This is a genomic window from Klebsiella sp. JN_Kp127, from assembly GCF_040062505.1.
In the GTDB taxonomy this organism is placed as follows: domain Bacteria; phylum Pseudomonadota; class Gammaproteobacteria; order Enterobacterales; family Enterobacteriaceae; genus Klebsiella; species Klebsiella quasipneumoniae.
Map to the genome: position 1 here is coordinate 102,422 of NZ_JBEAHS010000033.1, position 17,089 is coordinate 119,510.

Genomic DNA, 17,089 nt, shown 5'->3' on the forward strand with positions numbered 1-17,089 from the left:
TCTTGCAGATGTAAAAAGGAAGCCGCGGCTTCCTTTTTTTATGTTCTAAAACGGTCGCAAACCGCCGCCTGGCGCGATCGCGCTACTCCACATCACGACAGCGGCCACCAGCAGCGCCACGCCGCCGGCCAGCGCCAGCGTCAGCCAGCCCACCTGGCGCCACAGCGGCGGCGCCTGATGCCGACCCAGCTTCACCGCCAGCTGGCGAAAACTGTGCACCAGCAGCGCCAGCGCCGTGATAGTTAATGAGGTCCCTGCCGCCATCGCCAGCGCCGCCGCCATCCCCCAGTTGAACACCCCGATCACCTTGCTGAACAGCAGGACCATGATCGCCCCCGAGCAGGGACGCATGCCCATCGACAGGACAATCACGGTGCGAGCCCGCCAGTCGTCGCCGGCCTGCAGCTGCTCAGGGGCCGGGAGATGCTGATGCCCGCAGCCGCAGTGTTCGTTATGAACATGATGCGGGGTAAACGCGGTAAACGTTGGCCGGCTCAGCAGCAGACGCAGCTTTTTCAGCGCCCGCCAGCAGAGCAGCAGACCTAACGCGCCCACCAGCAAATAGCTCCCCTTCTCGAGCCAGAAACTACTGAGATGCAGCTGGCGCGCCGGCAGCTGCAGCAGCGCCAGCACCACTACCACCAGCGCGATAGCCACCAGCCCCTGCAATAAAGAGGCGGCCAGCGTCAGGTTAATACTCGATTTCAACTTCGAGGGATGGGTGGCAAGCCAGGTGGTAATGACAATTTTGCCGTGGCCGGGCCCTAAGGCATGGAGCACCCCGTAAACGAAGCTGAACCCAAGCAGCGACAGCCCCGCCGCCGCCGGGTTCTCCGCCACCGCCTGCAGCAGGCGGCTGAGCTCCAGATTGAGCGCGCGCTGCCAGACCGCGCTCTGCATCAGCACCTGCGGCCAGGCCTGCCACAGCCAGAAGCCGCCCGTGACGCTCACGGCCAGCAGTAGCGCCAACGGCCACAGCGCTTTCCAGCGCGACGCGCGCGTGCGCGGGGTAAAAATTACTGACATGTCAGGGTCACCTTCTGGGCAAAATAGCTGCCCAGCGCCATATCCTCCGGCGGCGCATCCGCTTTATCCAGCGACTGGGCGTATGAGAGCATTTTGTCATTCGGTTTTGGCGTCATTACCGTTGCCTTACAGTCGGCCTGCAGCGCTGCGGGCAGGGAAAAATCGCTATCTTTGTCATAAAACATGTCGACATAGTAGGTCGGGTCGAAAGTGGAAAAGGTAAATGTCTGTCCGGCAACGGGTTGCGGCGTCGCCAGCGGCAGGATGAAGGTCAGTACCGCCTGCAGGCCGTCGCGCTCAAGACCGTAGCCGTCGGGGCGATTTTCAAATTTCACCCGCTGGCCGTTGTGCCACAGCTCGCTGAAATAGTGCTGGCCGAGCACGTTGGCCATCACCTCCGCCGCCAGTTTTTTCCATACTTCGCTGCCCGGTTTAGCGTTTCCGGCGTCGTAGAGCAGATCCGATGAGGTAATTTCATCCATCGTCCAGCGCATTTTAAACCCGCTCAGCAAGCCGTCTTTGACCACCGGCTCGCTCTGCAAACTGATGAAGCTATGCGGATGCGCGGCGGCTGTCCATGATAAAACCATGAAAAACGCCGCGCTGGTGCATTGTTTCACTCTGTTCATCTGTTCCTCACGTGAAAAATTCTGTGAACTTCGCCAGCAATCCTGAGCTAAAGCGGGCGCACTTCCCTGCCCCCGCCGCTGTCATTGTCTATTCTTAGCGGAAACCCTAACTGGAACTTACCAGATGATGACCGTCATTGAACCACCATCTGCGCTTTCCAGTCCACAGCGCCGTAGCCAGGTGCTCCTGATGTTTTATCTGCCCGGACAGTCGGTAACGACTGAACGGCTTGGCAGAATCAACCTCGTTGATGAGACCACGGCCCGGCAGGATATTGAGGAGACCGGACGCGAAATTCAGCGTTACCACCGCCTGACCCTTCGGTCACAGGTGGACGGCAGCTATCGGATTGAAGGCGCCGCGCTCGACCAACGTTTATGCCTGCTGCATGCGCTGCGGCGGGGCCTGCGCCTGTGCCCGCAGTTCGTAAACCATCATTTTACCCCGGCGCTGAAAACGCAGCTTAAACAGGAAGGCATTGCCCGTACCCTCTACGATGATACTAACCTGCAGGCGCTGGTGAACCGCTGCGCGCGAGCGCTCAATCGCCAGTTCGACTGCCGGGACGTTCAGTTTCTGCGCCTGTACCTGCAGTACTGTCTGCTTGAGCATCACCGGGGATATTCACCCGACTTCAATGATGAACAGCAACGCTGGGCGCAGACCGCCGCCGAGTTCACCCTGGCGCAGGAGATTGTCCGCCACTGGCAGCGTCGGGTCGGCGCGGCGCCGCATGTCGGAGAGCCTTTTTTCCTCTCGCTGCTGTTTATGATGCTCAAAACCCCCGATCCGCTTCGCGATGGTCACCCGCAGGATCGACGCCTGCGGCTGGCTATTTCCGGCCTGATCCACCGCTTCCAGATGCTCGCCGGCAGGTCGTTCAGTGACGAGCAGGGGCTGAGCGATCAGCTTTATATTCACTTGTCGCAGGCGTTGATCCGCAGCGTGTTTGCTATCGGCATCGATAACACGCTCACAGAGGAAGTGAGCCGGCTCTATCCTCGCTTACTGCGTACCACCCAGGCGGCATTGAGCGAATTCGAAGAGGCCTGGCACGTCCGTTTTAATGAGGAAGAGACCGGCTTAATTGCGGTGATCTTTGGCGCCTGGCTGATGCAGAAAAGCGACCTGCATGAGAAGCAGGTCCTGCTGCTGACCGATGATAATCCGGATATGGAGGCGGCCCTGGAGCAGCAGTTGCGCGAACTGACGCTGCTGCCGCTGAACATCAAATACCAGAGCGTAGAGCGCTTTCAGAAAGAGGGGGCGCCCAAAGGGGTGACGCTTATCGTCACCCCCTATGCGACGGCGCTGCCGCTGTTTTCACCGCCGCTGATCCACGCGGAGAACTGCTTCACTGAACGCCAGCAGCAGCATATCTGCGCGATGCTCGAAGACTAGGCCGCCACCGTTTTTGGCCGGATAGCCAGCGCCGGGATGGTCAGCAGCGCCATCACCCAGAACACGCCCTGGTGCAGGTGCTGGTAGAGGAAGCCGGCGAAGACGGTCATGATGGCAATACTGCCGCCCATCGCCACCGCGGAGTAGACGGCCTGCAGGCGGATCACTTCGCTGCCCTGCCGGGCGGCGATATAGCGCATCGCCGCCAGATGACACACCGTAAAGGTGCCGCAGTGAAGGATCTGCGCGAGGATTAGCCCCGGCAGCGCCGTGGTCCAGCCCATCAGCGTCCAGCGGACCAGCCCGCACAGGGCAGAGAGCAGCAGCAGATCCCGCGCGCTGAAGCGGCGGAACACCTTTTTACTCAGCGCGAAGATCACCACTTCCGCCACCACGCCTAGCGACCACAAATAGCCCACCGCCGAGGCTGAATAGCCTGCCTGCTGCCAGTAAATGGCGCTAAAGCCGTAGTAGGCGGCGTGCGCCCCCTGCAGCAGGCAAACGCAGGCGAGAAAGCGCCAGCTCTGGCGCACCAGCGTCAGCCAGGCCGCCAGCCCGGCCCCCTGCTGCTGGCGCGACGCCCCCTCGGGCATCACCGACGGTTTCAGCAGCATGCCGAGCAGCATCGAGGCGACGCCCAGGCTGAGCATCAGCAGGATCGCCCGGTAATCAAACAGGCTCACCAGCTTGCCGGTCAGCGCCGAACCAATCACAAAGGCGATGGAGCCCCATAGCCGCACCCGGCCATAGTCCATGGTGATTTGCTTTTGCCAGGTATTGGCCAGGGCATCCGTCAGCGGCACCAGCGGCGAAAAGAACAGATTGAAGCCCACAATGATCGCCAGCAGCCATGCGACATGGCTGCCGGCCCAGAAGGCCAGCGCGAAGAGCAAGGTTAACAGCGCCAGCACGCGCAGCGCGGCGATCAGCCGGGAGGGGTCGCTCACCCGCGGGGCGATCAGCAGGCTGCCGAGAAAACGGGCTACCAGACCGGCGCCGAGCAAGATGCCGATGGTTTCCGGGGTCAGTCCGTTGCCGGCCAGCCAGACGCTCCAGAAGGGCAGAAAAATACCGTAGCTAAAAAAGTAGGTGAAGTAACTGAGCGCCAGCCAGCGCGTGGAGTGCAAGACCATGATTTCCTCCCGAATGGTGGCGACAGTCTGGCGATAAACCCCGGCGGACGCAAGTCAGGCAGAAAGCGGAAAAAGGCGGTTTATTCACCATGGTGCCTCGTTCTCCGGGCGACGCCCCTGGCGGAAAAAATGGCATTCCGGCGGATACCGCGGCTGAAACGCAGTGCCCGAGGCGTTGGAGGTAGCCATGGCGTAGGATGACAGACCAGACAGTCTGACAGACATAACCCTGAAAGTTTGCGTTAAAATCGTGAAGTTCATCACAGCTTACGACCGACGTTCAGGCGCCGCCGCCCGTCAGCGGTCCGCTACAGACAGGAGATTATCCTGCAGCCGCATGCTCTCTGGCCGTGGCGATAAAATCGGCCAGCGCCGGCTTGATGGTGCCTTTTTTCCATGCCATCAGCAGCGCAATGGTCGGGGCATTGCCGGCGATAGGACGAAAAACCACCCGGCCAGTATTAAAATGATTCATATAACCGGGTATCAAAGTCACCCCGAGCCCCATCCCCACCAGATTCATGGTCACCAGAATATTGGTCGCCACCTGGACAATACGCGGCTGGCTTTTTTGCTGTTCGAACCACGCCTGGACGATCGGCGCCAGCGCCCCAGAGTACGCCGGGTCAGTGCTGACAAAATCAACGCCGTCCAGCTGGCTGGCGCTCACCTTCTCTGCTTTCGCCAGCGGATGATCTACCGGCAGCACCACCACCAGCGGTTCATGGAGCAACTCAAGATAGTCAATTTCCGGACTGTAGATCGGGTGGCGCATCAGTCCGATATCCAGTTCACCGCTGCGAATTTTATCTTCCTGCTCGGTGGTGATAAGACTGACCAGCTCAACCCGGGTATTCGGTTGTTTGCGGCGAAACAAGGGCAGAACGCCGGGCAGCAAATTGACTTCGGCCGACGGAACAAAACCAATCGCCAGGTGGTTATCGTGCTGGACGATTTTTCGCGCGCGCATTTTGGCACTCTCTGCCTGGTCGAGTATCGCCTTAGCATCCTGCAGAAAACACTCCCCCGCCGCCGTCAGCGTCACCTTGCGTTTGTCGCGCTCAAGCAACGACACGCCGACGCAGTGTTCCAGATCGCGAATTTGACTGCTCAGCGAAGGTTGCGAGGTATGCAGTTTTTCTGCCGCGCGGGTGAAGTTAAGTTCCTGCGCCACCGCGACGAAATAGCGCAGGTGCCTCAATTCCATCAACCCCTCCTTGTTATCGATAAAACATCTCAGCTGGTAGAAATTAACTATTTCACACATTGATAACCCACAAGCAACATAAGGATGACACAAAAAAGAGAAGGTCAATACCTCTTACCCCACAGGATGAAAAAAATGACCACCAAAATGAAAACCGATGTCTACCAACTGGTCGACCCGCAAAACGGTCGCGTCACCCCACTGATCTATACCGACCCTGAGATCTATCAGCTTGAGCTGGAGCGGATCTTTGGCCGCTGCTGGCTGTTTCTGGCCCATGAAAGCCAGATCCCGCGGGCAGGGGATTTCTTTAACACGTACATGGGTGAAGATGCCGTGGTGGTGGTCCGCCAAAAGGACGGCAGCATTAAAGCCTTTTTAAATCAATGTCGTCACCGCGCGATGCGCGTGAGCTACGCCGACTGCGGCAATACCCGGGCCTTCACCTGCCCCTATCACGGCTGGTCTTATGGCATCGACGGCGAGCTGATCGACGTCCCGCTCGAGCCGCGCGCCTACCCGCAGGGGCTGTGCAAGTCCCACTGGGGGCTCAATGAAGTCCCGTGTGTGGAAAGTTACAAAGGCCTTATTTTCGCCAACTGGGATCCTACAGCCCCCACGCTGCGTGACTATCTGGGCGATATGGCCTGGTATCTTGACGGCGTCCTCGACCGTCGTGAAGGCGGGACCGAGATCGTTGGCGGCGTACAGAAGTGGACCATCGACTGCAACTGGAAATTCCCCGCCGAGCAGTTCGCCAGCGACCAGTATCACGCGCTGTTCAGCCACGCCTCGGCGGTGCAGGTGCTGGGCGCGAAAGATGATGGCAGTGAAAAGCGCCTGGGCGAAGGACAGACCGCCCGCCCGGTGTGGGAGACTGCCAAAGATGCGCTGCAGTTTGGTCAGGAGGGGCACGGCAGCGGCTTTTTCTTCACCGAACAGCCGGACGCTAACGTCTGGGTCGACGGCGAGGTCTCCCGCTATTACCGCGATACCTTTGCCGAAGCCGAGCAGCGGCTGGGCACCGTCCGCGCCCTGCGCCTCGCAGGTCACAATAACATCTTCCCGACCCTCTCGTGGCTAAACGGTACCGCCACGCTGCGCGTCTGGCACCCGCGAGGACCGGATCGGGTTGAGGTCTGGGCATTCTGTCTCACCGATAAAGCCGCCTCCGATGAGGTCAAAGCGGCGTTCGAAAACAGCGCCACGCGCGCCTTTGGTCCGGCTGGTTTCCTCGAGCAGGATGACTCGGAAAACTGGTGTGAAATTCAAAAACTGCTGAAAGGACACCGGGCGCGTCACACCAGCCTGTGTCTGGAGATGGGATTAGGCGAGGAAAAACGCCGCACAGATGGCATTCCGGGGATAACCAACTATATCTTTTCCGAAACTGCCGCCCGCGGTATGTACCAGCGCTGGGCCGATCTGTTAAGCAGCGAAACGTGGCAGGAAGTGCAGGAAAAAACCGCCGCTTACCAGCAGGAGGTGATGAAATGAGCGCCTTAGTCTCTGCTGAACTGCACTACCGCATCAGCCAGTTCCTCTACGAGGAGGCGCGTCTGCTGGACGACTGGCAGTTTCGCGACTGGCTGACGCAGCTGGACGACGAGATCCGCTACACCATGCGCACGACCGTCAACGCCCAGACCCGCGACCGTCGCAAAGGGGTCCAGCCGCCGACCACCTGGATCTTTAATGACAACAAAGACCAGCTTGAGCGCCGGATTGCTCGCCTGGAGACCGGCATGGCATGGGCAGAGGAGCCGCCATCCCGCACCCGCCATCTGATTAACAACCTGCAGATCAGCGAAACCGGACAACCGGATCGCTTCGCCGTGCGCCTTAACTATCTGCTATATCGCGCGCAAAAGGAGCGTGACGAGACCTGCTACGTCGGCACGCGGAGGGACACCGTCCGCCGTCTGCCTGGCGGCGAGTGGCGCCTGACGGCTCGAGAGATCGTGCTCGATCAGGCAGTGATCGTGTCCCACAACCTGAGCGTACTCTTCTGATGAATCGAATATTCGCCTGCTCCACCGTGGAGCTGCCGGAGGGGGAAGCCCTCCGCCTGGAGACCTCTCCCGTTATTGCCCTGTTCCATATTGGCGGAGCGTTTTATGCCGTTAACGATCGCTGCAGCCATGGCAACGCGTCGATGTCCGAAGGCTACCTGGAAGACGACGCGACGGTGGAATGTCCACTACACGCCGCCAGTTTCTGCCTGAAAACCGGCAAAGCGCTGTGTCTGCCCGCCACCGAGCCGCTGACCACCTATACGGTGCACGTGGAAGGCGGTGAGGTGTTTATTGATATTCCTGAGGAGGCCTGATGAGCGATTTACGCGATAACGTGGTGTTGATTACCGGCGGCGGTTCCGGCCTGGGTCTGGCGCTGGTTGAGCGCTTTATTGACGAGGGGGCGAAGGTCGCGACCCTCGAACTGTCCGGCGCGAAAGTCGCCAGCCTGCGCCAGCGCTTTGGCGATCGGGTGCTGGCGGTGGAAGGCAGCGTAACCCGCTACGGTGATTATCAGCGCGCAGTGGATCAGATCCTCACCACCTATGGCCGTCTGGACTGTTTTATCGGCAACGCCGGCATCTGGGATCATAACGCCTCCCTGATGGACACCCCGGCGGAGGCGCTGGAGAATGGCTTCCATGAGCTGTTCAACGTCAACGTGCTGGGCTATCTGCTCGGCGCCAAGGCCTGCGCCCCGGCATTAATCGCCAGCGAAGGCAGCATTATTCTGACCCTCTCCAACGCGGCCTGGTATCCGGGCGGCGGCGGCCCGCTCTACACCGCCAGCAAACATGCGGCGACCGGCTTAATTCGCCAGCTGGCCTACGAGCTGGCGCCGAAGGTGCGGGTCAACGGCGTTGGCCCCTGCGGGATGGCGACCGATCTGCGCGGCCCGCAGGCGCTGGGGCAAAGCGACACCACGATAATGCACTCCCTGACGGCGGAGAAGATCGCCGCCATCCTGCCACTGCAGTTTTTCCCCGAACCGGTCGATTTCACCGGCCCGTACGTCATGCTGGCTTCCCGACGTAATAATCGGACGCTGAGCGGGGTGATGATCAATGCCGATGGCGGGCTGGGGATCCGCGGGATCCGCCATGTCGCCGCCGGACTAAACCTTTAAGGAGTGATGATGAGCGAACCGATGATTGCCATTATCGGCGGTGGACAGGCCGGGGCGATGGCCGCTGCGGCCCTCCGCCAGCAGGGTTACCAGGGTCCCCTGCACCTGTTTTCTGATGAACCCCATTTACCCTATGAGCGCCCGCCGCTGTCGAAAGCGATGCTGCTGGATGCAGATCCGCAGCGACAGCCGGTGCTCCCCGCCAGCTGGTGGCAGGACAACAACGTCCAGCTGCATCTCGGTGTGACGCTGCGCGATATCGATCGTCAGGCGCAGAGCCTGACGCTGGCAGACAATCGCGTCTTTCACTGGCGACAACTGCTGCTGGCGACCGGAGCCGCCGCCAGGCCGCTGCCGCTGCTCGATGCGCTGGGGGAACGTTGCCAGACCCTGCGACACGCCGGCGATGCTGCGCGTCTGCGCGCGGCGCTGCAGCCAGGGAGCGAGGTGGTTATCGTCGGCGCAGGCACCATCGGCCTGGAGTTGGCCGCCAGCGCAATTCAGCGCGGCTGTCGCGTCACGGTGGTGGAGCAGGCGTCGACGGTGATGGGTCGCAACGCCCCGCCGCCGGTCCGCGATTACCTGCTGGCCCGCCATCGCCAGGCCGGGGTACGGGTGCTGTTGAACAGCGCCATCGAACAGGCGGAACAGGGAACCCACCTCACCCTCACTTTACAGAGTGGCGAAACCCTGCGCGCCGGGACGGTCGTATATGGCATTGGCATCGTGGCTAACGATGCTCTCGCGCGCCGCGCCGGGCTGGAGACCGACAAAGGCATCGTCGTGGATGCCGACGGCAGGACCTCGGACCCGGCTATTTTTGCCGCCGGCGACGTCACGCTGACGCGGCAATCAGATGGTTCGCTGTCGCGCGTCGAGAGCTGGGAAAATGCCAATATCCAGGCGCAGATTGCCGCTGCGGCCATGCTTGGCAAACCACGCCCCGCCAGGGCGCCAGGCTGGTTCTGGACCGATCAGTACGAAGATAACCTGCAGTTTATTGGCGATATGCAGGGCGAAAAGTGGTGGTGTCGGGGAGCGCCCGCCGATCGCAAAGCGATCTGGTTCCAGCTGCGTGACGGCGTGTTAACCGGCGCGGTCACCCTCAATCACGGTCGCGAGATCCGCACGCTGCGCAAGCTCATCCAGAGTGGTCAAGCGGTGAACGCCGAAACGCTATGCGATGAAAGCGTCCCGTTAAAAATGCGGTAATTTCGTTGTTCAGCGGACCGGGGATGTTGCCAGAACTAACGTGGCGGGAAGCAAAAACGTGTATTACGTTTAAAGGACACTTCTCTCATAACGAGCTGATTATGAACACACTCCGCTATTTTGATTTTGGCGCATCCCGCTCTCTGCTACTGCTTATCGCCCGCATCGCCGTGGTAGTTCTGTTTATTCTTTTTGGCTACCCCAAACTGCTGGGCTTTGACGGTACGGTGCAGTACATGGCCGCCTCCGGCGCGCCGATGCCGACCCTGGCGGCGATTATCGCCGTCATTATGGAAGTGCCTGCCGCCATTTTAATTGTGCTGGGCTTTTTCACCCGCCCGCTGGCGGTCATCTTTATCTTCTACACCCTGGGCACCGCGGTGATTGGCCATCACTACTGGGATATGACTGGCGATGCGGTATTGCCGAACATGATTAACTTCTGGAAAAACGTCAGCATCGCCGGCGCTTTCCTGCTGCTGGCGGTAACCGGCCCCGGAGCGATTTCGCTCGACCGCCGCTAATCTCCAGACGCAAAAAAGGCCGCAAACGCGGCCTTTTTGATGTCAACGCTAACGCTTACGCATAAACCGGGAAGCGGGCGCAGATATCCAGGACTTTGCCTTTCACGCGCTCAATGACCGCGTCGTCATTGATATTGTCCAGCACATCACACATCCAGCCAGCCAGCTCTTTGACTTCCGCTTCTTTAAAGCCGCGGCGAGTCACCGCCGGAGAACCGATACGGATACCGGAGGTTACGAACGGGCTCTTCGGATCGTTCGGTACGCTGTTTTTGTTGACGGTGATGTTGGCGCGGCCCAGGGCAGCGTCAGCTTCTTTACCGGTCAGGTTTTTATCCACCAGGTCCAGCAGGAACAGATGGTTCTCAGTACCGCCAGACACCACTTTGTAGCCGCGGTTCAGGAACACTTCCACCATTGCTTTGGCGTTTTTCGCAACCTGCTGCTGGTAAACTTTAAACTCTGGCTCCATCGCTTCTTTCAGCGCCACCGCTTTCGCCGCGATAACGTGCATCAGCGGGCCGCCCTGCGCGCTTGGGAATACCGCAGAGTTCAGTTTCTTGTACAGCTCTTCGCTACCGCCTTTCGCCAGGATCAGGCCGCCGCGCGGACCCGCCAGGGTTTTGTGGGTGGTGGTGGTCACGACGTGAGCATGCGGAACCGGGTTCGGATACACGCCAGCGGCAATCAGGCCTGCCACGTGCGCCATATCGACAAACAGGTATGCGCCGATGCTGTCAGCGATTTCACGCATTTTTGCCCAGTCAACGATACCGGAGTAAGCGGAGAAACCACCGATGATCATCTTCGGTTTATGTTCCTGAGCCTGCTTCGCCATGTCGTCATAGTCAATTTTGCCGGACTCATCAATACCGTAAGGGATGATGTTGTACAGTTTGCCGGAGAAGTTAACCGGAGAGCCGTGAGTCAGGTGGCCGCCCTGCGCCAGGTTCATCCCCAGCACGGTATCGCCCGGCTGCAGCAGCGCGGTATAAACGGCAAAGTTAGCCTGGGAGCCGGAGTGCGGCTGGACGTTAGCATAGTCAGCGCCGAACAGCTCTTTCGCGCGGTCGATAGCCAGCTGCTCAACCACGTCGACATATTCGCAGCCGCCGTAGTAACGCTTGCCCGGATATCCTTCAGCATATTTGTTGGTCAGCTGAGAGCCCTGCGCCTGCATCACGCGCGGACTGGTGTAGTTTTCGGAGGCGATCAGTTCGATGTGCTCTTCCTGACGTACTTTTTCCTGCTCCATAGCCTGCCACAGTTCGGCATCATAATCGGCAATGTTCATTTCACGCTTTAACATCCGCATCTCCTGACTCAGCTAACAATAAAATTTCGGCCTAAAAAGGCGGTCCGATTGGACAACGGCCCACAGTATAACCGAATCATTCTGTGATAACAGGTCTTGACAAAGGATTTTACGCAAACGTTTGGCTCCGCATGACACAAGGCTTTGAGCAATAACGCCTCTCTCAGTATCAACGGATTTCTTTTCAGGATTGTGATGCAAATTCTTCATGTTGTAACTGCAACGGCGGAAAGTGTTAAAGAACCATTTACAACGCAGGGTTATTTCCTTAAGATGCATTTAAAATACATCATTAAAGTAACACACAAGGAAGCACGCTATGCTCGACGCTCAAACCATCGCTACGGTCAAAGCCACCATCCCCCTGCTGGTAGAGACTGGACCAAAATTAACCGCCCATTTCTACGATCGTATGTTTGCGCATAACCCGGAGCTCAAAGAGATCTTCAATATGAGCAACCAGCGCAACGGCGACCAGCGAGAAGCGTTGTTCAACGCCATTGCCGCCTACGCCAGCAATATCGATAACCTGCCCGCCCTGCTGCCGGCGGTGGAAAAAATCGCCCAGAAACACACCAGTTTCCAGATCAAACCGGAGCAGTACAACATCGTGGGCAGCCATCTGCTGGCGACCCTCGATGAAATGTTCAGCCCGGGTCAGGAAGTCCTTGATGCCTGGGGGAAAGCTTACGGCGTGCTGGCGAACGTCTTTATCGGCCGCGAAGCCGAGATCTATCAGCAAAACGCCAGTAAAACCGGCGGCTGGGAAGGGACCCGCGCGTTCCGCATCGTGAAGAAAACCCCGCGCAGCCAGCTTATCACCAGCTTTGAGCTCGAGCCGGTCGACGGCCAGCCGGTCGCCGATTACCAGCCTGGCCAGTATCTGGCCATCTGGCTGAAGCCGGAAGATTTCGAATATCAGGAAATTCGCCAGTACTCCCTGACCCGCAAAGCGGACGGCAAGGGCTACCGCATCGCGGTTAAACGCGAGGAAGGCGGCCAGGTTTCCAGCTGGCTGCATAACCATGCCAGCGAAGGCGATGTGGTCTATCTGGCGGCGCCGGCCGGGGACTTCTTCCTTAACGTTGAGCCGCAGACGCCGGTCACTCTGCTCTCCGGCGGCGTCGGGCAAACGCCGATGCTGGCGATGCTGGATGCGCTGGCGAATAGCCGCCATCAGGGTCAGGTGAACTGGTTCCATGCGGCAGAGAACGGCGACGTGCACGCCTTCGCGGACGAAGTTAAAACGCTGGGTGAAACCCTGCCGAAGTTTACATCTCACGTCTGGTACCGCAGCCCGAGCGAAGCGGACCGTGAATCCGGCGCGTTTGATAGCGAAGGTTTGATGGATTTAACGGCCCTGGCCGGCAAGATCGGCGACCCGCAAATGCAGTTCTATCTCTGCGGCCCGGTGGCGTTTATGCAGTTTGCCGCGAAGCAGCTGGTAGATCTGGGCGTGAGCAGCGGCAACATTCATTACGAATGCTTCGGGCCGCATAAGGTGCTGTAAGCCCCGACGACGCGGGGATTTGTAGGCCGGGTAAGCGCAGCGCCACCCGGCAATACTACAGCGAGCGGCGAGCGTTAAATCGCCGCGTCGTCTTCTTCGCCGGTACGGATACGAATCACGCGCGCGACATCAAAGACAAAGATTTTACCGTCACCGATTTTGCCGGTCTGCGCGGTACGGATGATGGTATCCACACAGGTATCGACGATATCGTCGGTCACCACGATTTCAATTTTCACTTTCGGCAGAAAATCCACCATATACTCCGCGCCGCGGTAGAGTTCGGTGTGCCCTTTCTGGCGGCCAAAGCCTTTCACTTCCGTTACCGTCATCCCGGTGATGCCGACTTCGGCCAGCGCTTCACGCACGTCATCCAGTTTGAAAGGTTTAATAATCGCATCAATCTTTTTCATGGTGTTCCTGTCTTAGTCGCGTAACCGGTTGCTTACCGTATCATAACTTGCGCTATGTTGCGGAGCTACTCTTTAAAGTCGTTGGCGTCGAGCTCATGGCGCGACAGCAGCTTATAGAATTCAGTGCGGTTGCGTCCAGCCATCCGCGCGGCATGGGTGACGTTGCCCCTGGTAATCTGCAGCAGCTTACGCAGGTAGTTCAGCTCAAACTGATTGCGCGCCTCCACGAAGGTCGGCAGGGCGGTGTTCTCGCCCTCCAGCGCCTGCTCCACCAGCGCATCGCCGATCACCGGCGACGAGGTCAGGGCCACGCACTGCTCAATCACGTTCACCAGCTGGCGCACATTGCCGGGCCAGTTGGCGGCCATCAGCCGCTTCATCGCATCGCTGGAAAACGCCCGAACGAACGGCTTATGGCGATCGGCGGACTGACGCAGCAGATGGTTGGCCAACAGCGGAATATCTTCCGTGCGTTCGGAGAGCGGCGGGATCTTCAGGTTAACCACATTGAGGCGATAGAACAGATCTTCGCGAAACTCGCCGCGAGCCATCGCCTTCGGCAGGTCGCGGTGGGTGGCGGAGATGATCCGCACGTTGATCTCGATATCGCGGTTGCTGCCGAGCGGGCGTACCTTACGCTCCTGCAGGACGCGCAGCAGCTTCACCTGCAGGGCGACCGGCATATCGCCAATCTCATCGAGAAACAGCGTACCGCCTTCGGCGGCCTGGAATAACCCTTCGCGGTTGCTGACCGCGCCGGTAAAGGCGCCCCGCGCATGGCCGAACAGTTCGGACTCGAGCAGCTGTTCCGGCAGCGCGCCGCAGTTAATCGCCACGAACGGCTTGTCATGACGCGGGCTGGCGTTGTGGATCGCCTGGGCGACTATCTCCTTCCCGGTCCCGCTCTGGCCGTTAATCAGCACGCTAACGTCGGACTGCGCCACCATCCCGGCCTGCTCGAGCAGGCGCAGCATCAGCGGGCTGCGGGTGACAATGGCCTGACGCCAGGCTTCGTCGGTGGCTGGCGAGCGCTGCTCCAGCGCCTCATCAATGGCTTGATACAAGGCGTCTTTATCAACCGGCTTAGTCAGGAAGCTGAAGACGCCCTGCTGGGTGGCCGCCACCGCGTCGGGGATCGAGCCATGGGCGGTGAGAATGATCACCGGCATGCCGGGCTGTCCCTTCTGGATCTCACTGAAGAGCTGCAGACCGTCCATTTCATCCATCCGCAGATCGCTAATCACCAGATCCACCTTCTCACGCCCCAGCACGCGCAGCGCTTCCGGGCCGCTCTCGGCGGTGACCACGCTATAGCCTTCGCTGACCAGGCGCATGCCCAGCAGCTTCAGCAGCCCCGGATCGTCATCCACCAGCAGCAAACGCGCCGGTTTACGGATCGTCATGGATCACCTCCGGCACTTTTTCGCTGCCGAAATTGCCGCCCGGCTTGCGGCTGGAGAGCTGGCGTTCAATATCCGTCAGATTCTCCAGCTTACGGGTGGTCAGCTCCAGCTGTTCGCGCAGCGACTGCTCCTGCTGGCGCAACGTCTCCAGCTCGCTATCGCTGGACTGCTGAAGCTTCGCGTAGCGGGCTCGCTCCTCCACCAGCTGCAGCTGACGGGTCTGCCCGTCGCGCCAGAGCTGATACAGCGGGCGGACCTGAACGGCGATTTGCGGGCTGAAGGTGTCGAGACGCGCCACCAGCTCGCGGCGCTCGTCAGGGGTAATTTTGGCATCGGCAAGCAGAATGCCGCGGCGGAACGCGTCCTGCCAGCTGTCGTCGGTATGGCGTTTCGCCTCCGCTCGCGCCTGCGCCGGCGCGAGACGATCGGCGCAGTCAATGCCCCGCAGCCAGTAGAGGGGGTTTTTGTCGCTGGCATCGCTGCTGTGCGCCCAGATATCGGCGCAGTCCACCGCGACAAAATCGGCCACCTGATGCTGCGCCTGCCCGGGGGCGGCGGCACCTTCCGCACTATGCGGCGAGAAGCCGGCGGAACACCCCGCCAGCGTCAGACAAGCAATGCCTGAGAGCAGCCATCCGCTAAGGGAACGGCGCCAGGCCAGGAATTGGGACATAGTTCCCCGATATCGATTCATTAGTTGGATTATTCCGGCGCTGAGGGAAGCGTAATGCGAAAACAGACCTGCCCGGCGGGGGCGTCAACCAGACTGAGCTCCCCTTGCATCTGACGGACGCAGTCGCGGGCGATGCTTAACCCCAGTCCACTGCCTTTCACGGCCCCTTTACGCTGGTGACTCCCCTGGTAAAAGGGCTCAAAAATCATATTCTTTTCCGCGGCCGGGATCGGTTCGCCGCTGTTGGCGACATCAATACGCACCTGCTCTCCGTGCCGGTAGCTATGGATACGAATGTTACCGGATTCAGCGCCATAGTGCACCGCATTGGAGTAGAGATTATCCATTACGCTTATCAATAGCGCAGGCTCTGCCAGACAATGCCGCGCCTGCAGCGCCAGCTCGGTATGCATCAGTTTAGCCCGCGCGGGCAAACTGTGCGCCGCCACGACGTTTTCCACCAGCTCCACCAGGTCCACTTCTTCCCGGGCTACCGGGCCGTCGGCCTGTTTGCGGTTGTAGTCCAGCAGCTGTTCAATCAGCTTTTGCAGGTTGCGGCTGCTGCTGTCGAGGATCTCGACGATCTCCTGCTGCTCCGGCGTTAGCGGCCCGGCTACACGGTCGGCCAACAGCTCGGTGCCTTCACGCATACTGGCCAGCGGGGTTTTCAGCTCATGCGACAGATGGCGAAGAAACTGATGCCGCTGCGACTCCAGCCATGCCAGGCGCTCGCTGAGCCAGATAATGCGCTTGCCCACCGAGCGCAGCTCGCGCGGGCCGGTAAACAATGCCGCGTCGTCCAGCGACTTCCCAGCCCCCAGCTGGTTGATCATTCTTTCGATGCCTTTCACCGGGCCGATGATCATGCGGGTAAAAAGCAGCACCAGCGCCAGGCTCAGCAGAAACAGCACCAGCGCCTGCCAGCCGAAAAACTGGCCGCGCTCGGCAATCTCCTGCTGCAGCTGCTGGCCGCGGGAATAGACCACCGCCCGGGTCGCCTGGACCATGTCGCTGTTATTACTGGCGAACACTTCCAGTCTGGCGGCTGCCTGGGCGTCGGGGCCGCTGTTGTTACACTGCAGCTGCGCCAGATCGCTGACATCCTGGCGCAGCGCCTGCCAGAGCTTCTCGTCCGGCAGCACGCCGGCGTGCGCGTCCAGCATCTGGCTGTAGCGCTGCCGCTGGTTTTGATAGACGCGCGCCAGCGTCGGATCGTCCAGCACGCAGTACTGGCGATAGCTGCGCTCCATCTCCAGCGCGGCATTGATCATCGCCTCGCTGCGGCGGGCATCGACCAGCGTAGTGCGGTTGATATGCGCCGCCTGGGCGCTGAGGGCATTGAGGCTCTGCCAGGCCTGCCAGGCCAGCACCAGCAACGGCAGCAGGATCAGCACAAAGGAGAGCGTCACCAGCTGACGCAGCGAACGGGGAAAAAGAGAGAGTCGCTTCAAGGGTGTGGTCTCAATCATTAGCTCTGGTCGATGCTAACTGAGGAGCGCGG

General features: G+C 59.9%; 17 protein-coding genes. 8 read left to right on the forward strand and 9 right to left on the reverse strand.

Annotation, left to right across the window (positions count from 1 at the left end; translation table 11 throughout):
• Positions 1-45: 45 nt before the first annotated feature.
• Complete coding sequence (locus tag ABLV04_RS11315) at positions 46-1,026, reverse strand: nickel/cobalt transporter (protein ID WP_023290646.1); 981 nt, start codon at positions 1,024-1,026, stop codon at positions 46-48.
• Positions 1,017-1,655, reverse strand: a complete 639-nt coding sequence (locus ABLV04_RS11320) for a DUF1007 family protein (protein ID WP_101862562.1) — start codon at positions 1,653-1,655, stop codon at positions 1,017-1,019. Before ABLV04_RS11320 ends, ABLV04_RS11315 begins: the two co-directional genes overlap by 10 nt.
• A 124-nt stretch (positions 1,656-1,779) precedes the next feature.
• On the opposite strand from ABLV04_RS11320, the gene csiE reads away from it, so the two are divergent.
• A complete protein-coding gene (gene csiE, locus ABLV04_RS11325) occupies positions 1,780-3,057 on the forward strand; it encodes a stationary phase inducible protein CsiE (protein WP_135719576.1) in 1,278 nt (425 codons plus the stop codon).
• Here csiE and ABLV04_RS11330 read toward each other — a convergent pair.
• Positions 3,054-4,190: a 3-phenylpropionate MFS transporter gene (locus ABLV04_RS11330; protein WP_048336304.1), complete on the reverse strand. Its 1,137-nt coding sequence runs from the start codon at positions 4,188-4,190 to the stop codon at positions 3,054-3,056. The genes csiE and ABLV04_RS11330 overlap by 4 nt on opposite strands.
• 322 nt (positions 4,191-4,512) lie before the next feature.
• Complete coding sequence (gene hcaR / locus ABLV04_RS11335) at positions 4,513-5,397, reverse strand: DNA-binding transcriptional regulator HcaR (RefSeq protein ID WP_023290650.1); 885 nt, start codon at positions 5,395-5,397, stop codon at positions 4,513-4,515.
• Positions 5,398-5,532: 135 nt separating this feature from the next.
• Between hcaR and hcaE the strand changes: the two genes are divergently transcribed.
• The 6 genes from hcaE to ABLV04_RS11365 all read left to right on the forward strand — a co-directional run bounded on the left by hcaE (position 5,533) and on the right by ABLV04_RS11365 (position 10,274).
• Entirely contained in the window at positions 5,533-6,894 is a 1,362-nt protein-coding gene (hcaE, locus tag ABLV04_RS11340; RefSeq protein ID WP_180265877.1) for a 3-phenylpropionate/cinnamic acid dioxygenase subunit alpha, read from the forward strand.
• Positions 6,891-7,409: a 3-phenylpropionate/cinnamic acid dioxygenase subunit beta gene (hcaF, locus tag ABLV04_RS11345; RefSeq protein WP_348815741.1), complete on the forward strand. Its 519-nt coding sequence runs from the start codon at positions 6,891-6,893 to the stop codon at positions 7,407-7,409. Before hcaE ends, hcaF begins: the two co-directional genes overlap by 4 nt.
• On the forward strand, positions 7,409-7,726 hold the full coding sequence (hcaC, locus tag ABLV04_RS11350; protein ID WP_044524356.1) for a 3-phenylpropionate/cinnamic acid dioxygenase ferredoxin subunit: 318 nt from the start codon (positions 7,409-7,411) through the stop codon (positions 7,724-7,726). The genes hcaF and hcaC overlap by 1 nt, the downstream gene beginning before the upstream one ends.
• Complete coding sequence (gene hcaB, locus ABLV04_RS11355; RefSeq protein WP_060590182.1) at positions 7,726-8,538, forward strand: 3-phenylpropionate-dihydrodiol/cinnamic acid-dihydrodiol dehydrogenase; 813 nt, start codon at positions 7,726-7,728, stop codon at positions 8,536-8,538. The genes hcaC and hcaB overlap by 1 nt, the downstream gene beginning before the upstream one ends.
• 9 nt (positions 8,539-8,547) lie before the next feature.
• Complete coding sequence (hcaD, locus tag ABLV04_RS11360; RefSeq protein ID WP_147734019.1) at positions 8,548-9,750, forward strand: phenylpropionate dioxygenase ferredoxin reductase subunit; 1,203 nt, start codon at positions 8,548-8,550, stop codon at positions 9,748-9,750.
• Positions 9,751-9,851: 101 nt separating this feature from the next.
• Positions 9,852-10,274 carry a DoxX family protein gene (locus ABLV04_RS11365; protein WP_023290656.1) on the forward strand — a complete coding sequence of 141 codons (423 nt, stop codon included), beginning with the start codon at positions 9,852-9,854 and terminating at the stop codon, positions 10,272-10,274.
• A 55-nt stretch (positions 10,275-10,329) separates the two neighbouring features.
• On the opposite strand, the gene glyA is transcribed toward ABLV04_RS11365, so the two are convergent.
• Positions 10,330-11,583 (reverse strand): serine hydroxymethyltransferase, encoded by a 1,254-nt coding sequence (glyA, locus tag ABLV04_RS11370; protein WP_002914027.1) that lies wholly within the window; start codon positions 11,581-11,583, stop codon positions 10,330-10,332.
• A 325-nt stretch (positions 11,584-11,908) separates the two neighbouring features.
• Here glyA and hmpA point away from each other — a divergent pair, with 325 nt between their 5' ends.
• The gene (hmpA, locus tag ABLV04_RS11375) at positions 11,909-13,099 is read left to right on the forward strand and encodes an NO-inducible flavohemoprotein (protein WP_087824329.1); all 1,191 of its coding nucleotides are present in this window, start codon (positions 11,909-11,911) and stop codon (positions 13,097-13,099) included.
• A 74-nt stretch (positions 13,100-13,173) separates the two neighbouring features.
• On the opposite strand, the gene glnB is transcribed toward hmpA, so the two are convergent.
• The 4 genes from glnB to ABLV04_RS11395 form a co-directional block, all read right to left on the reverse strand.
• Entirely contained in the window at positions 13,174-13,512 is a 339-nt protein-coding gene (glnB, locus tag ABLV04_RS11380; protein ID WP_002914032.1) for a nitrogen regulatory protein P-II, read from the reverse strand.
• A gap of 65 nt (positions 13,513-13,577) precedes the next feature.
• On the reverse strand, positions 13,578-14,915 hold the full coding sequence (gene glrR / locus ABLV04_RS11385) for a two-component system response regulator GlrR (RefSeq protein WP_023290658.1): 1,338 nt from the start codon (positions 14,913-14,915) through the stop codon (positions 13,578-13,580).
• Entirely contained in the window at positions 14,902-15,588 is a 687-nt protein-coding gene (qseG, locus tag ABLV04_RS11390) for a two-component system QseEF-associated lipoprotein QseG (RefSeq protein ID WP_049013880.1), read from the reverse strand. Before qseG ends, glrR begins: the two co-directional genes overlap by 14 nt.
• 29 nt (positions 15,589-15,617) lie before the next feature.
• Entirely contained in the window at positions 15,618-17,039 is a 1,422-nt protein-coding gene (locus ABLV04_RS11395) for a HAMP domain-containing sensor histidine kinase (protein WP_072420910.1), read from the reverse strand.
• Positions 17,040-17,089 lie beyond the last annotated feature (50 nt).

Excerpts from the sequence above, each read along its gene's own strand:
- ABLV04_RS11315 (WP_023290646.1), bottom strand. The coding sequence starts at position 1,026 with ATGTCAGTAATTTTTACCCCGCGCACGCGCGCGTCGCGCTGGAAAGCG.
- ABLV04_RS11320 (WP_101862562.1), bottom strand. The coding sequence starts at position 1,655 with ATGAACAGAGTGAAACAATGCACCAGCGCGGCGTTTTTCATGGTTTTA.
- csiE (WP_135719576.1), top strand. The coding sequence starts at position 1,780 with ATGATGACCGTCATTGAACCACCATCTGCGCTTTCCAGTCCACAGCGC.
- ABLV04_RS11330 (WP_048336304.1), bottom strand. The coding sequence starts at position 4,190 with ATGGTCTTGCACTCCACGCGCTGGCTGGCGCTCAGTTACTTCACCTAC.
- hcaR (WP_023290650.1), bottom strand. The coding sequence starts at position 5,397 with ATGGAATTGAGGCACCTGCGCTATTTCGTCGCGGTGGCGCAGGAACTT.
- hcaE (WP_180265877.1), top strand. The coding sequence starts at position 5,533 with ATGACCACCAAAATGAAAACCGATGTCTACCAACTGGTCGACCCGCAA.
- hcaF (WP_348815741.1), top strand. The coding sequence starts at position 6,891 with ATGAGCGCCTTAGTCTCTGCTGAACTGCACTACCGCATCAGCCAGTTC.
- hcaC (WP_044524356.1), top strand. The coding sequence starts at position 7,409 with ATGAATCGAATATTCGCCTGCTCCACCGTGGAGCTGCCGGAGGGGGAA.
- hcaB (WP_060590182.1), top strand. The coding sequence starts at position 7,726 with ATGAGCGATTTACGCGATAACGTGGTGTTGATTACCGGCGGCGGTTCC.
- hcaD (WP_147734019.1), top strand. The coding sequence starts at position 8,548 with ATGAGCGAACCGATGATTGCCATTATCGGCGGTGGACAGGCCGGGGCG.
- ABLV04_RS11365 (WP_023290656.1), top strand. The coding sequence starts at position 9,852 with ATGAACACACTCCGCTATTTTGATTTTGGCGCATCCCGCTCTCTGCTA.
- glyA (WP_002914027.1), bottom strand. The coding sequence starts at position 11,583 with ATGTTAAAGCGTGAAATGAACATTGCCGATTATGATGCCGAACTGTGG.
- hmpA (WP_087824329.1), top strand. The coding sequence starts at position 11,909 with ATGCTCGACGCTCAAACCATCGCTACGGTCAAAGCCACCATCCCCCTG.
- glnB (WP_002914032.1), bottom strand. The coding sequence starts at position 13,512 with ATGAAAAAGATTGATGCGATTATTAAACCTTTCAAACTGGATGACGTG.
- glrR (WP_023290658.1), bottom strand. The coding sequence starts at position 14,915 with ATGACGATCCGTAAACCGGCGCGTTTGCTGCTGGTGGATGACGATCCG.
- qseG (WP_049013880.1), bottom strand. The coding sequence starts at position 15,588 with ATGTCCCAATTCCTGGCCTGGCGCCGTTCCCTTAGCGGATGGCTGCTC.